The 14,390-nt window shown below is 38.0% G+C and carries 14 protein-coding genes; 9 read left to right on the forward strand and 5 right to left on the reverse strand.

What is annotated here, in order from left to right:
- Nucleotides 1–44: 44 nt before the first annotated feature.
- The 8 genes from AC58DT_RS10800 to murI all read left to right on the forward strand — a co-directional run bounded on the left by AC58DT_RS10800 (nt 45) and on the right by murI (nt 8,135).
- Entirely contained in the window at nt 45–701 is a 657-nt protein-coding gene (locus AC58DT_RS10800) for a CBS domain-containing protein (RefSeq protein ID WP_497216833.1), read from the forward strand.
- Between the two features lie 57 nt (nt 702–758).
- A complete protein-coding gene (locus AC58DT_RS10805) occupies nt 759–1,643 on the forward strand; it encodes an NAD kinase (RefSeq protein WP_497216834.1) in 885 nt (294 codons plus the stop codon).
- A 99-nt stretch (nt 1,644–1,742) separates the two neighbouring features.
- Entirely contained in the window at nt 1,743–2,435 is a 693-nt protein-coding gene (gene porG / locus AC58DT_RS10810) for a type IX secretion system protein PorG (protein ID WP_497216835.1), read from the forward strand.
- A 7-nt stretch (nt 2,436–2,442) separates the two neighbouring features.
- Nucleotides 2,443–3,186 (forward strand): undecaprenyl pyrophosphate synthase, encoded by a 744-nt coding sequence (gene uppS / locus AC58DT_RS10815; protein ID WP_497216852.1) that lies wholly within the window; start codon nt 2,443–2,445, stop codon nt 3,184–3,186.
- Nucleotides 3,167–5,767, forward strand: coding sequence for a BamA/OMP85 family outer membrane protein (locus AC58DT_RS10820; protein ID WP_497216836.1), 2,601 nt, complete (start codon nt 3,167–3,169; stop codon nt 5,765–5,767). Before uppS ends, AC58DT_RS10820 begins: the two co-directional genes overlap by 20 nt.
- A 39-nt stretch (nt 5,768–5,806) precedes the next feature.
- Nucleotides 5,807–6,688, forward strand: coding sequence for an OmpH/Skp family outer membrane protein (locus AC58DT_RS10825; RefSeq protein ID WP_497216837.1), 882 nt, complete (start codon nt 5,807–5,809; stop codon nt 6,686–6,688).
- A gap of 55 nt (nt 6,689–6,743) precedes the next feature.
- Nucleotides 6,744–7,253 carry an OmpH/Skp family outer membrane protein gene (locus AC58DT_RS10830; RefSeq protein WP_062623026.1) on the forward strand — a complete coding sequence of 170 codons (510 nt, stop codon included), beginning with the start codon at nt 6,744–6,746 and terminating at the stop codon, nt 7,251–7,253.
- A gap of 90 nt (nt 7,254–7,343) precedes the next feature.
- Nucleotides 7,344–8,135, forward strand: coding sequence for a glutamate racemase (murI, locus tag AC58DT_RS10835; RefSeq protein WP_497216838.1), 792 nt, complete (start codon nt 7,344–7,346; stop codon nt 8,133–8,135).
- Nucleotide 8,136: 1 nt separating this feature from the next.
- Here murI and AC58DT_RS10840 read toward each other — a convergent pair whose 3' ends face one another.
- The 3 genes from AC58DT_RS10840 to AC58DT_RS10850 all read right to left on the reverse strand — a co-directional run bounded on the left by AC58DT_RS10840 (nt 8,137) and on the right by AC58DT_RS10850 (nt 11,843).
- Nucleotides 8,137–8,649, reverse strand: a complete 513-nt coding sequence (locus AC58DT_RS10840) for a gamma carbonic anhydrase family protein (RefSeq protein WP_062623025.1) — start codon at nt 8,647–8,649, stop codon at nt 8,137–8,139.
- Nucleotides 8,650–8,916: 267 nt separating this feature from the next.
- Nucleotides 8,917–9,648, reverse strand: a complete 732-nt coding sequence (locus AC58DT_RS10845; protein WP_497216839.1) for a LytR/AlgR family response regulator transcription factor — start codon at nt 9,646–9,648, stop codon at nt 8,917–8,919.
- On the reverse strand, nt 9,648–11,843 hold the full coding sequence (locus AC58DT_RS10850; RefSeq protein WP_497216840.1) for a tetratricopeptide repeat-containing sensor histidine kinase: 2,196 nt from the start codon (nt 11,841–11,843) through the stop codon (nt 9,648–9,650). Before AC58DT_RS10850 ends, AC58DT_RS10845 begins: the two co-directional genes overlap by 1 nt.
- A gap of 213 nt (nt 11,844–12,056) precedes the next feature.
- Here AC58DT_RS10850 and AC58DT_RS10855 point away from each other — a divergent pair, with 213 nt between their 5' ends.
- Nucleotides 12,057–13,211 carry a vWA domain-containing protein gene (locus AC58DT_RS10855; RefSeq protein WP_497216841.1) on the forward strand — a complete coding sequence of 385 codons (1,155 nt, stop codon included), beginning with the start codon at nt 12,057–12,059 and terminating at the stop codon, nt 13,209–13,211.
- Nucleotides 13,212–13,267: 56 nt separating this feature from the next.
- On the opposite strand, the gene AC58DT_RS10860 is transcribed toward AC58DT_RS10855, so the two are convergent.
- Nucleotides 13,268–14,269, reverse strand: a complete 1,002-nt coding sequence (locus AC58DT_RS10860) for a PorP/SprF family type IX secretion system membrane protein (protein ID WP_062623021.1) — start codon at nt 14,267–14,269, stop codon at nt 13,268–13,270.
- A 9-nt stretch (nt 14,270–14,278) separates the two neighbouring features.
- A partial coding sequence (locus tag AC58DT_RS10865) for a T9SS type B sorting domain-containing protein (protein WP_497216853.1) occupies nt 14,279–14,390 on the reverse strand: 112 nt, incomplete at its 5' end.

The raw sequence follows: 14,390 nt of genomic DNA on the forward strand, positions 1-14,390 counted from the left end.
AATGAACCTTTATTTTAAGTAATTTGCGTTAAAAATAATTTGCAATGGAAACCAGGAATTATATCATAAACGATATTGAACCTTTTGACATTTCTTCTAATGTAAAAGATGTGCAAGTGGTATTCAACCAGCTCACCTATTCACATGTGCCTGTTAAAAAGGACGGTCATTTTATTGGTTGTGTTTCTGAAAATGATGCGTACTGTTTTGACAATACCAAAACACTTAATGATTTTCAATATGCCTTAGAGCCCTTTCACGTGCTTGAAGATACGAATTGGTTAGACATCCTGGAAGCTTTTGCACTCCACAACAGCAATATTATGCCTGTTTTGGGTGCTGAAAACAAGTATTTGGGATATTATGAATTAGGTGATATTATGAGCCTTTTTAACAATACTCCCTTTTTGAACGAAACCGGTGGAATTATTGTGGTTGAGAAGGAAATCCAAGATTATTCTTTTAGTGAAATCTGCCAAATTGTAGAATCTAACGGAACGAGGATTTTTGGAGTATTTATTTCAAATATTCAAAATGACACTGTACAGATTACCTTAAAAGTGGGCCACACCGCTATGAACAGTATTGTTCAAACGTTTAGAAGGTATAATTATAACGTAATAAGTCATCACGAAGAAGATAAATTTTTGGAGGATTTAAAGGAACGTTCCGATTATCTGGACAAATACCTTAATATATAAAAGTAGTCGTCAGTAGAAAGTAAAAATAAAAGTATCCATAGCATCAAGATTATTTAAATGAAAATAGGCATCTACGGACAATTTTATCACGAAAATTCTGAAATTTATATTCAGATGTTGCTCGATGCGCTTCAGAAGAGAGAGGCCGAAGTTGTTATTGAGGAAAACTTTTTGGGCATCATCAATCAAAATCAAGATATCACCAAAAATTTTTCTGCCTTTTCCACCTTTACCAAGTTAGACGCTAGTTTTGACCTTTTTTTTAGCATTGGTGGAGATGGAACCATATTGAAAGCCGTAACCTTCGTAGGTGATTTAGGCATACCGATCGTGGGTATCAATACGGGCAGATTAGGGTTTTTGGCCACCATTCAAAAAGAGGAAATGACCGAAAGCCTGAACCAGATTTTGGAGGGCGAATATTCCATTTCTGAAAGAAGCTTGCTTACGGTTGAAACTTTCCCAAAGAGCGAAGAAATTCAACCATTAAATTTCGCATTAAATGAAGTAGCCGTAAACCGAAGAAATACAACCTCCATGATAAAGGTGGAGACATTGGTTAACGACAAATACCTTACCTCTTATTGGTCTGATGGTCTAATTGTAGCAACACCCACTGGCTCAACTGGATATTCCTTAAGTTGCGGCGGCCCAGTAATAGACCCCGATGCAAATAATTTTGTACTTACTCCTATTGCCCCTCATAATCTAAACGCGCGACCTTTGGTTATTCCAGATTCCAGCACCATTTCATTAAAAGTTTCGGGGCGGGAAAACACTTTTTTGGTCTCCATGGACTCCCGTATTGCAACGCTAGAAAACGAAACTGAGATCATCATTAAAAAAGCTCCTTTTACCATTAAATTGCTTCAGTTACACGATGACAGTTTTATAAAAACACTTCGTAAAAAACTTTTGTGGGGCGAAGACAAGCGGAACTAAACAATAAAATCCATCAAAATTTGTTAATCAACTGAGACAAATTGGCTTCCCACAATGTCAAGCCAAGTTTATTGTTATATTTGCAAACTTTTAAAGTATATGAAGTATTTCGCGACTGTATTTTTAATACTCTCAACGGCATTCTATGCACATTCCCAAACCTATGAAATAGGTGGAATGATTGGAGGCGCAAATTATATTGGTGATGTTGGGAAAACCAATTTCATAAACCCAAACAGCTTTGCTGTGGGCGGTATTTTTAAATGGAACCGCAGCGCAAGACACGCTTTTAGGGGCTCGGTATTGATTGCAAATATAAAAGGAGACGATTCCAAAAGTCCAAACAGCCGTAGAAAACAACGCGGTTATTCATTTGAAAACACAGTAAAAGAACTCTCCATAGGGATTGAATACACCTTTTGGGATTTTGACGTTCATTCCCAAAAAGCTATTTCATCCCCTTATTTATATACCGGTCTCACAGGTTTTAGTTATACCGCTTTGCGCAAACGAGCAAATGGTGATATAGTAGAATATGATAATGCAATGAGCGTTGCAATACCCATGGTTGTAGGCTTTAAAGCCAATATGGGCCAAAATGCAATGGTAGGTTTTGAAATTGGCGCACGTTATACATTTACGGATGATTTGGACGGTAGCAACCCCGTAAAAGGGCTGGCAGACGAAGAAGGCCTTAAATTTGGAAACACAAACAGTGACGATTGGTATGTTTTTACTGGTATAACCGTTACTTTTGCCTTCGGAAGAAAGCCTTGTTATTGCAATTTTTAATTATAAAATGGACTATAAAGACCAAATAGACAAAGACAAACTGCCCCAGCACCTTGCCATTATTATGGACGGCAATGGCCGCTGGGCAAAACAAAAGGGTCTATTTAGGTCTATTGGTCATGAAAATGGCACCAAAGCAGTACGTGAAATAGTAGAAGGAAGCGCAGAAATAGGAATTCCTTTTTTAACGCTATATGCTTTTTCAACCGAAAACTGGAACCGCCCCAAAATGGAAGTGGAACTATTGATGAAACTCTTGGTTTCCTCCCTTAAAAAAGAAATAAAAACCCTTACCGATAACAATATAAAACTAAATGCCATCGGCAATCTGGACGCATTACCAAAAAAAGCGCACAAAGAGTTGCTGGACGTTATTGACAAAACTAAGGAAAACAAGCGAATGACCCTTACCCTTGCCCTAAGCTATGGTTCAAGGGAAGAAATTACAAAAACAATAAAAGAGATTAGTCTTAAAGTTAAAAATAACCTAATTTCGCCGCATGATATTGATGAAACGGTAATAAATAATCATCTTTACACGCAAAATTTACCAGATGTAGATTTATTAATACGCACTAGTGGCGAGCAGCGCATTAGTAATTTTCTACTTTGGCAAATAGCGTACGCCGAATTGTATTTTACTGAAACACTTTGGCCCGATTATACAAAAAACCATCTTTTTGAAGCAATATTAAATTATCAAAACAGAGAAAGAAGATTTGGAAAAACCAGTGAACAACTTAATCAATAGTTTCCTATTGCATACATACAGAAAATCTTATTGTATTTTATTATTTACAATACTTTCCGTTTTTACACTACAGGCACAGCAAAAAGAACTTGACAGCGGAAGAAAATACACCATAAACGAAATAAAGGTTACTGGAGCACAGAGCTTTAACGAGCAGACCGTAATTGCCTTTACAGGTCTAAAAAAAGGGGACAGAATCTACATTCCGGGCGAAAAATTGAGTCAAGTAACCAAAAAACTTTGGGAACAAAATCTTTTCAGCGACATCGCTTTTTACGTAACAAATATTGAAGGTGACAATGTTGATTTAGAGCTCTATATTGTTGAGCTACCAAAACTTAATGAAATTGTCATTAACGGAAAGGGAATAAGAAAGGCCAAGAAAAAAGAAATCATTAAAGACAATGATCTTAAAGCTGGCGCCAAGATTACTGAAAATCTTCTTACTACTACCAAAAATTACATTACAACTAAATATAAAAAAGACGGTTTTTTTAATACCGAGGTTACCATCAACACAACCCCTTATACAGATTCAACAGGTGTAGAAGTATCCCGAAATATGGTGATTTCAATCGATAAGGGAAAACGCGTAAAAGTTAAAAAAATCAATTTTGAAGGAAATGAGCATTTTACCAATGGCAAATTGCGACGTTCCATGAAAAAAACCAAACGCAAAAACTTTATACGTTTTTGGAAACGTTCAAAATATACCGAAGAAGGATTTGAGGAGGACAGAGAATCAATTCTAAAAAAATATAAGTCAAATGGTTATCGCGATGCCCGAATAATTAGTGATACACTTCGAGTTCTTGATAAAAAGAACGTAGCCTTAGACATTAAGCTTGAAGAAGGCGACAAGTATTATTTTGGCGATATTAAATTTATCGGAAACAGTGTGTTTACCGATAACCAATTACGCCAAATCCTGGGCATAAAAAGTGGCGAAGTCTATAACGGAGTTTTACTACAAGAACGCATTGCAGACGAAAGCGACCCAGAAGCAAACGATCTTACAAACCTTTACCAAAACAACGGATATCTCGCAGCAAGAATAAACCCAGTTGAGGTAGCCGTGCGCAATGACACCATCGATTTTGAAATACGGATAATGGAACGCAACCTGTTCTATTTTGACCACGTAACAGTTGTAGGTAATGATCGCACAAACGATCATGTGATTTATCGAGAATTAAGAACACGTCCCGGTCAAAAATACAGTAAACGCGACGTGGTAAGAACCATTCGCGAATTGGGACAGTTAGGCTTCTTTGATCCAGAGCAGCTTTCTCCAAATTTCAAGAAAGTTGATGAAAACAACGGCTTGGTTGATTTGGAATATTCCGTCGTGGAAAAAGGCTCCAGCCAAGTTGAACTTCAGGGAGGTTATGGCGGTGGCGGTTTTGTTGGAACGCTTGGACTTTCCTTCAATAACTTTTCGCTTAGAAATATTTTCAACCTTAGTTCTTACAAGCCTTTGCCAATGGGTGATGGGCAAAAACTATCAATTCGGGCACAGGCCAGTAGTTATTACCAAACTTATAGCATATCTCTTACAGAACCATGGTTAGGTGGTAGAAAGCCCGTACAATTGTCCACTTCGTTCTCTCACACTATTCAGAATTTCTACGATTACAACAATAGAAGAGCAGACAAATCCAGAAGTTTTACTATTACTGGAGGATCGGTAGGTCTTGCCAAAAAAGTGAAGTGGCCCGATGATTATTTTGTATGGTCTAATGCTATTAGCTTCCAGCATTACAATCTGAATAATTACAACACTGGCTTGTTTACATTTGGTGATGGTTATTCCAACAACTTGGCATATACTATCGGTATAAGCCGAAACAACACGGCCACCAACCCTATTTACCCAACACAAGGTTCCGACTTCAGTATTACTGCAAAGTTGACCCTACCTTATTCAGCGTTTAACAACGTTGATTACAAAGCTCTTTCTAATGAGAGAGACCTTCTTGAGCTTACACCTCAAGACGATCCTGAGTATATTGATGACAGGAAAAGAATTTATGAAATTGACCAAGAGCGTTTTAAATGGCTGGAATATTACAAAATTAAATTTAAGGGAAGTTGGTATACCAGACTTATAGGAAAAATGGTTCTTAAAACTAATACGGAGTTTGGATTCTTGGGAGCTTATAATCAAGATCGTGGTGTACCGCCATTTGAAAGATTTTTTGTAGGTGGTGATGGACTTGGCGCGTATAGCTTGGATGGCCGCGAAGTAATTCAGCTTAGAGGTTATCCTAACCAATCTTTATCTGATGCAGACGGAAATACGATTTACAATAAATTTTCGTTAGAGGTAAGATATCCCGTAACTTTGGCACAGATGGCATCCATCTATGTTCTTGGGTTTGCAGAGGGAGGAGCTTCCTATGATGGCTTCAGAAATTATAATCCTTTTGAACTAAAACGTTCCGCTGGCGCAGGATTGCGTATATTTATGCCAGCATTTGGACTTTTGGGTATCGATTTCGGATATGGCTTTGACCCTGTTTTGGGCGGAACCGAGAAGAATGGATGGGAAACCCACTTTATCATTGGACAACAATTTTAAAAATTGGCACGATATTTTCTTAAACAACAACCAAATAATATGAAGACAAAAAAAATACTATTTTTTACCCTTTTCCTTTTTTGCTTCACCTTTATGGCAGAAGCTCAAAGAGGCGTTCGCATAGGATATATTGATATGGAATATATCCTGGAAAGTGTTCCAGAATACAAAGAAGCCTCTATCCAATTGGAAGGAAAGGTACAACGCTGGAAACAGGATATTGAAAAGAAGCAGAAGGAAATAGACCAAATGAAACTGAACCTTGCAAACGAAAGGGTTCTTCTTACCAAAGAATTGATTGACGAGCGCGAAGAGGAAATTAAAATTAAGGAAGATGAAATGCTTCAATACCAACAGGATCGTTTTGGCCCAAATGGAGATCTAATGATCCAGAGAAGACAATTGGTGCAACCTATTCAAGATCAAGTTTTCAATATAGTTCAGGAAATTGCAGAGAATAAAAAGTACGATTTCATTTTTGACAAATCTGCAGACGTGGTTATGCTTTTCGCAGCAAAAAGAAATGACATCAGTGATTTGGTACTGCGAAGTATTGAACGTGCAGGCAGAAGAGTACAGGCTGCTAATAAAAAAGAGCAACGCGAAATAGAGCGTCGCGAAGCACTCTCATCTGAAGAAGAAGGTGCTATTACTGAAAGAGAAAAAGCAATTCAAGAAAAACAGGAGGAGCGCGAAAAACTGGTTGAAGCCAAAAAAACAGAGCGTGAAGAAATGATGGCCCAGCGCCAAAAGGAACGTGACTCTATCCGTGCTGCCAAAAAAGCTGAATTTGAAGAACGCAGACAACGCTTGATTGAAGAAAGAGAACAAAGAAGAGATTCAATAATGAATGCCCGTCAAAACAGAAATAATCCTTCTGAAGGAAGAAAAGAAGGCGATGAAGGTGATGGTCAAGAATAAAATAGTTTTATAATAATCAAATAAAAAGATAACACTTAAATTAAATACACTTACAATGAAAAAAATGAAAATAGTTTTAGTTGCAATGGCACTATTCGTGGGGGCTACAAGTTTTGTAAACGCACAGTCCAAAATTGCACACATCAATGCTCAAGAACTAATCGAGGCAATGCCCGAATATAAGGCTGCGCAAAGCCAATTGGAAAAAGTGCAGAAAACCTATGACACTGAAATAAAGGCAATGGCCAAAGAGCTAGAAACCAAAATGAAACAGTACGACACTGAAGCTGCAGGCAAAAGCGATGAAGAAAACCAAAAAAGGTTCCAGGAAGTTCAAGGAATGCAGGATAATATACAAGCATACAGACAACAAGCGCTTCAGGATTTAGATAAGAAAAGAACAGATATATTTAAGCCAATTCTTGAAAAGGCCCAAAGTACCATTCAAAAAGTTGCAAAAGCACAAGGATATCAGTATGTGCTAGATTCAACCTTAGGTAGCGGCGTAATTCTTGCCGATGGAAAAGACCTAATGGCCGATGTAAAAAAAGAATTGGGAATGTAATTCTTTCCTAAAAGAAAATTTTTAAAACTGCCCGCACTTGTGGGCAGTTTTTTTATACCTTAATTTCAACTTATTGGCTACATTTACGTAATGAAAAAAAACAGTCCAATAGGCGTTTTTGATTCTGGTGTTGGGGGTTCTTCCATTTGGCAGGAAATCCACAAGTTGTTACCCTTGGAGCACACTATTTATCTCGCGGATAGTAAAAATGCTCCCTATGGGAATAAAACTGCGGAAGAAATCACCAAACTCAGCATTAAAAACACTGAGAAGTTAATCCAAATGGGAGCCAAAATTATAATAGTAGCTTGCAATACAGCTACTACCAATGCTATAGCTGCCCTTCGGAAAAATTACGATATTCCTATTATAGGAATAGAGCCTGCCATAAAACCAGCGGCGCTGCAAACCACTACAAAAAGCATTGGTATTTTGGCTACCAAAGGAACATTGAGCAGTGCGCTCTTCAGTAAAACAACACAGGAATTTACAAAGGATATAAATGTTGTCGAAATTATTGGCGAAGGCCTTGTACCTTTAATTGAAGCGGGAAATCTAGATGGTCCTGAAATGCATTCGTTAGTGAAGAAGTATACAAAGCCAATGATTGCTGCCAATATTGATTATTTAGTGTTGGGCTGCAGCCACTATCCATATATTATTCCACAGCTGAAAAACATTCTACCTGCAAACGTAAAAATTATAGATTCAGGGGAAGCCGTGGCCAGACAAACCAAGACTGTGCTTCAAAGTCTGGATATGCTTCGGGATGAGAATACTACGCCCAATCTTCAATTTTTCACAAATGCGGAAACTGAGACTTTAAAATTTCTTTTAAAGGAATATTGTGAAAAGATTTCTGTGGAGAAAAAGGATTTCTAAATCACTCCTTAAACCAAGAGGAATACATTACATAATTATTGGCTATGCGCTCTATTTCGCCTTTGGTAAGTTCGGGACTTATGTTTTTAATTTTCTTGGCGGGAATACCGGCGTAAATGCTTCCACTTTCAACTTTAGTGTTCTTTGACACTACTGCTCCAGCGGCTATAATGGTATTGCTCTCCACCACACAATCGTCCATGACGATGCTTCCCATTCCGATCAAAACATTATCATGGATTGTGCAACCATGAACAATAGCGTTATGCCCAATGGATACGTTGTTGCCTATGGTAGTGGGAGAGGTTTTGTAGGTGGCGTGAATTACCGCACCGTCCTGCACATTTACCTTATTGCCCATTTTAACGAAATGCACATCGCCGCGAATCACAGCGTTAAACCAAACGCTGCATTCATTGCCCATTACCACATCACCAACAATAGTGGCGTTTTCAGCAATAAAGCAATCTTTGGGAATTTCTGGATGTTTTCCATTTACGGGTTTTAATATCATCGGTTGTAATTTGTAGTTCTTTGTAAAATTAGAATAACTTAATTGTGACGTTTTTATAGGGTATTTAGGGAGTATCTATGAGGTAGAGTCGGCATAACGTCGGCTTAGAGACGGCATAGGGTCGGCATAGAGTCGGCATAGAGATGGCTTAGGGCTGAAAAAAATTAAATTTCAAATCTCTTGGAAAGGCACTAAAGCGTGAAGGATATTCGGCTTCCAATTGAGCTATAAATATACGGCATCACACTTGTGTTTCCAAATAAATTTTTAGCCAAAATAAGCTAGCAATTCCTTCTTTCGCGAAGGGCTAACCATTATTTCCTTCCCGCTGGAAAGTACTACGCTCCCGCCCTTTCCTTTTTTGTATTCGGTTATTTCGTTCACGTTTACCAAATAAGATTTGTGAACGCGAGCAAAACCGTTTTCTGACAGGGAATCTTCAAAATATTTTAGCGTCTTGCTTACCAGTCGTTTTCCTTTCTTTAAATAGATCTGCGTATAGTTATCATCTGCCTGACAATAAAGGATTTCTTCCATTTGAAGCACTTCAAAACCGTTTTGCAGCGGAATTGTAATCTTCCCGGCAACCTGCGTTTGTAACGGCTTTAAAATTGAATTCTGCAGATTGTTTTCCATTGTTTTTATTTCCGAGACATAGTCAACAGCCTCAATCAATTTATCGATAGAAATTGGCTTCAGCAAATAATAGGAAGCGTGCGCATTTAAAGCATCAATCGCATAATGATTATAAGCGGTAACAAAAACAGTTTCAAACTGCCGATCGCCAACTTTATCAAGCAAATCGAAAGCATTGCCGAAGGGCATCTCCACATCTAGAAATACTACATCCAAATCATTATTCCGAATTAATACCAAAGCTTCATCCACATTTGCCGCCTCACCCTTTAAAATAATGTTTGGGCAATATTTTGCCAAATACTTTTTGAGGATTTCCCTGCTGGTTTCCTCGTCTTCTACTATTATTGCGTTTAGTTTCATCAATCTTTCTTTAAAATCAGTTCCACGCGGGTACCTTCGCTGTTCTCGAAAACATTCGCTACGGTTACGTCCACTTTGTCTTTGTACATTTCGTTTAAGATAGCAATTCTTTTTTGCGTATTGCCCATTCCTTTGGACTTCTGCTTTTTTTGGTTTTCGGTTTTGAATTCTTTTGATTTTGTGCGGCCAATACCATCATCTTGAATAGTAATCTTCACGGTTTTAGCATCTATTTTTTTAAAATCAATATTTAGCAAGCCTTTTTCCTCCTTATACCGAAGTCCGTGCCATACAGCGTTTTCTACATAGGGCTGAAGTAACATTGGTGGAATTACAAACTCATTTAAATTGATGGCTTCATCTACTGAAAATTTATAGTCGAACTTATCCTTAAACCGGAAATGTTCAAGTTTCACATAGAGTTCCAAAAGTTCAATTTCTTTTTCCAAAGGAATAAAATCCTCTTCACTGTTTTCCAAGACTGAGCGCATTAAAAGTGAAAAATCTGTCAAATATTTATTTGCGGCACGTTCGTCATTCACCGCAATAAAACTGTTAACTGAGTTGAGGGCATTAAAGATAAAATGAGGATTCATCTGCGACCTAAGCGATTTGAGAGCCAAAAGATTGTTTGCGAATTTTTGCTGTTTTACGTTTTTATACTGTGTATAAGCCGCAAAAACAAGTAACAAAACAATAATGGCCAACGAAATGATAACCCACTTTTGTATTTGGCTATTTCGCTCTATCAATTCTTGGTTTTCAAAGGCTAGTTTATAACGGCTTTCATTTAACTTTCTGTCGTTTTCCAAACTGGCAATACGGTTTTGTTTTAGGGTGATTTCTTTGGTGAAGCGTGCCGCTTGACTAATTTCCTGTTCCTTCTTCACATAAAGTTCATCCACAACTTCCACATACCGTTGGTAGCTTTCGGTGGCTTTATCATATTCACCGATGTCGCGATAAATTTCTGAAAGTTTACGGGTAGCATCCTTTTGTACTATCAAATCTTCTTTTTTATCGGCTTCAGCTATACTTTTTTCAAGATATGGAATGGCCTGTTCGTACTTTTCCTGTGCCACAAAGGCATTGGCTATTTTATAGTTTTGACGTTGTGGGGTAAGTGCTTCGTCTTCTACAGTAGTACCCTTGCCCATCGTGTTCAGTTCTTCCAAGGTTTCCTCACGAAGCTGTATTTCTTTGTCATACTCTCGATTTTGGTTGTAGAAATCTGCCACCTTATTTTTTTCAGAAACTGCACGCTGTTTATTTTCCCTCTTGGCCAATTTTAGGGAGTTGTCAAAATATTCCTCGGCTTCATTCAGCGCCCCGCTTTGGGCATAGGCTTCACCAATTTTGGAATTTAGGTTGGTGATTTTTGGGGTGATTTGGTTTTCCTTGGCTACATCCAGTGCCTTTTGATAATTGAAAACACTTTTCACGCCATCGCCAATAGCCTTATAGGTATCGCCTAAGCTCTCATAAACTTCTACTCTTTGGTAAGCTGAGAGGTTTCCTTTTAATAAATTCTGAAGTGTTGCAATACTTTCCTGGTAATTTTTATTCTGCGCAAATGCCTTTGCCAATTTTATGGAAACTTCTGTATTCAGCGTGTTTTGGAGACTTCGTTTATAATTATCGACCGCCAGATCTGGCTGGTTCCAAAACAAGTTGATATCGCCCAAAGTCTCAAAAGCTTGACCATTTTCCTGTTTTGAAATGTTTTTATTTCGCCCCGGTTCCAAGGCGCGGGTTACATATTCAATACTTTTCTGGGCATCCTTTTTTAGAAAAAACCTAGCAGAATCCAAATAAACCTTAAAGCCTGCCTGCATATTGCTTGTGGGACTTTTAGAAATCACAGGTTCGGTTTCTCCCTTGGCTTTTTCAACGCGAACGGTAATAAAGTCATTTTTGGTTATCGTATAATAAACCGTTACAAAATCATCGCTTTTTATAATAAGCTCATCCCCTATTTTTGCTGAAATGGAGAAACGTCCCGAAAGATTTGTGGTAGTGTACTGGCCGCCCAATATTTCAACATTCACTTTTGGGATTGGCATATTGGTTTCGCCGTCCACCACTTCCCCCTTCAGCATAAAAGGTCTGATTTCCGATTGCCGATTTGCTTGTGAAAAGCATGCATCGGAAGAAAAAATGGCAAGCGCCGTAAATAGAAAAAGAAAGTTTTTCATTTTAATATTAAAACGGTAAACATACACACTTTACTGCAATGCTTAAAATTACGTTTTTCTGAAATAGCTTCAACTTATGTGAAAAAAGAATACTTCACTCATCCAAATATACGCTTCCCTAAGGCAGATAAAGTGCTTCCTCAAAGTAGATTTTTTTTCAACAAAGTCTACACTAGGTTTATACTGTTTAAAATCACTTAAAAAATATCAATTATGAAAAAGTTACAGATTATTTTACTCTTCGCAGCTTTCACCATGACCCTTTCGTGCAAAGCCGAAACTAAAAAACCCGACAATCAATTACTAGCTACGGTCGAAGACCAAAATTTGAAAAAAGAACACTATATAAAAGTTGCCCTGCTGCTGGACACGAGTAACAGCATGGACGGCCTCATAGACCAAGCTAAGGCACAGCTTTGGGAAATAGTGAACGAATTGAGCTACGCCAAATGCCGAAATGAAAGACCAAAACTTCAAATAGCTTTATACGAATATGGAAATGACAATTTGAGTTCGCGCGACAATTACATCAGAAAAATTTTAAACTTTACGGAAGATTTAGACGATGTTTCCAAAGAACTATTCTCCTTAACAACCAATGGCGGCAGTGAGTATTGCGGTGCTGTTATTCAAGAATCATTGAATAAATTGGATTGGGGCAATGAGGATGACGATTTAAAAATGGTTTTTATTGCCGGAAACGAACCTTTTACGCAAGGAAGCATCAATTACAAAGACGCTGCAGCAAATGCTAAGGAAAATGGGATTGTTGTAAACACGATTTTTTGTGGAGATTACCGCCACGGAATTGACAGCTATTGGAAAGATGGCGCCCAACTTACCTATGGCGACTATATGGCCATTAACCAAAACCAGCAAACCGTGTATGTTCCATCTCCATATGATGATGTAATAATTCAACTAAATATAAAACTGAACAACACCTATGTACCTTACGGAACCCGTGGAGAAATGAAAAAGGCGATGCAAAATGAGCAAGATTCAAATGCTGAAGAATATAGCAAAGCAAACGCAGTAAGCCGAACAGTATCAAAAGGAAGCCATTTATACACTAACAGTACTTGGGATTTAGTAGATGCCGAAAAAGAAGAAGACTTTAGTTATGATAAATTGAAAAAGGAAGAATTACCGCAGGAATTGAAAGGAAAAAGCACTTCGGAAATAAAAAAATATCTCGAAACCAAACGTTCCGAAAGAGAAGCGATTCAGAAAGAAATCATGGAGCTAAACGAGCAACGCCGAAAGTACATCGCCGAGCACTCCAAAGAAACAAACAATGGTTTGGAAAATGCTATGGTTGAAGCCATAAAAAAACAAGCCAAAAAGAAAAATTATACGTGGCAATAATATTCTCCATACAAAAAAGGGCCTGAGTAAATATCAGGCCCTTTTTTTAAACTTTATTAGTTAATGGCAGGACAATTACAATCGTACGGTTCGGGTCTTCCACCCAAAAAGTCATAACCTAGAGTGATTTGATGAAAACCACCACTCTCAAACTTTACATTTCCCGACTGGTAAGAGTAGTTGTACCCAAACATAAAGTTTTTATAATTTACTCCTAAAATTGGCGTGAACCATTGAAGTTTTTGTGCCTTTATCTCTTCACCATTAAGGTATTCTGCACCATCAAGACTTCTTCGGTATGATAATCCGCCCCACAATTGCCCAAAATCCATTTTTCTATACGCTTTAAAGTTTACGTCCACAGCCTGCTCACCGGTACGCTCGCTCCATTGAAAAAGAAAAGAAGGCTCGTAGCTCCAATCCGCTCCATATTGACCGATAGCGTATGCAGCCGAAATCAAATACTTTCTTTGGTTATTTGATTCATACTTTTCAGTATAAATTGATCTATTCTGAAAGATGATATTCTTTACTGTGAAATGTGCCGAAAAATCCAAAAAGTTATACGAAAGCCCGGCATCTACATTAAAGTATGAAGTACTCTGAATAATTCCTCCAATCACAGGATCAAAATCTGTGAGGTCAAATTGAGTCTCATCCAAACGTGATTGTGTTAATCCGGCGCTCAATCCAAAAGATAGCTGATTTAAATCTGCTTCACTTCTAGAAAACATAATATGGTGGGCATATGTTATATATCCTCCTGTTTGGGAATGATAACCATTTTTATCATTATAAAAAATAACACCAACCCCTGAGCGTTCTCCAAGACGTGCATTAAAATTAAGTGTCTGAAGGTTCGGAGCTTCATCTTGATCAAACCATTGCTGACGTGCCGTCAAACGAATTTGATTGTGCGTTGCGGCTCCTGCCATCGATGGATGCAGTATATATAAATTATCAGCCAAATATTCTGAATATACGGGTATACCGTCTTGTGAAAATCCATAAAGAGATGAAAACAAAAGTAGGATGAGGGAGATTTGTTTAATATTCATAATTTCTATTTATCGTTTTAGGGTAAAGTGTCCTTTGAATTCTTTTTGGTTTCCGTCCTCGGTGTACTCCACGCGGAACCAGTAGTCGCTCGACGGCATGGGGCTTCCCCCGTAGGTACCG

The sequence above is a fragment of the Aequorivita sp. CRS11 genome, assembly GCF_059693805.1.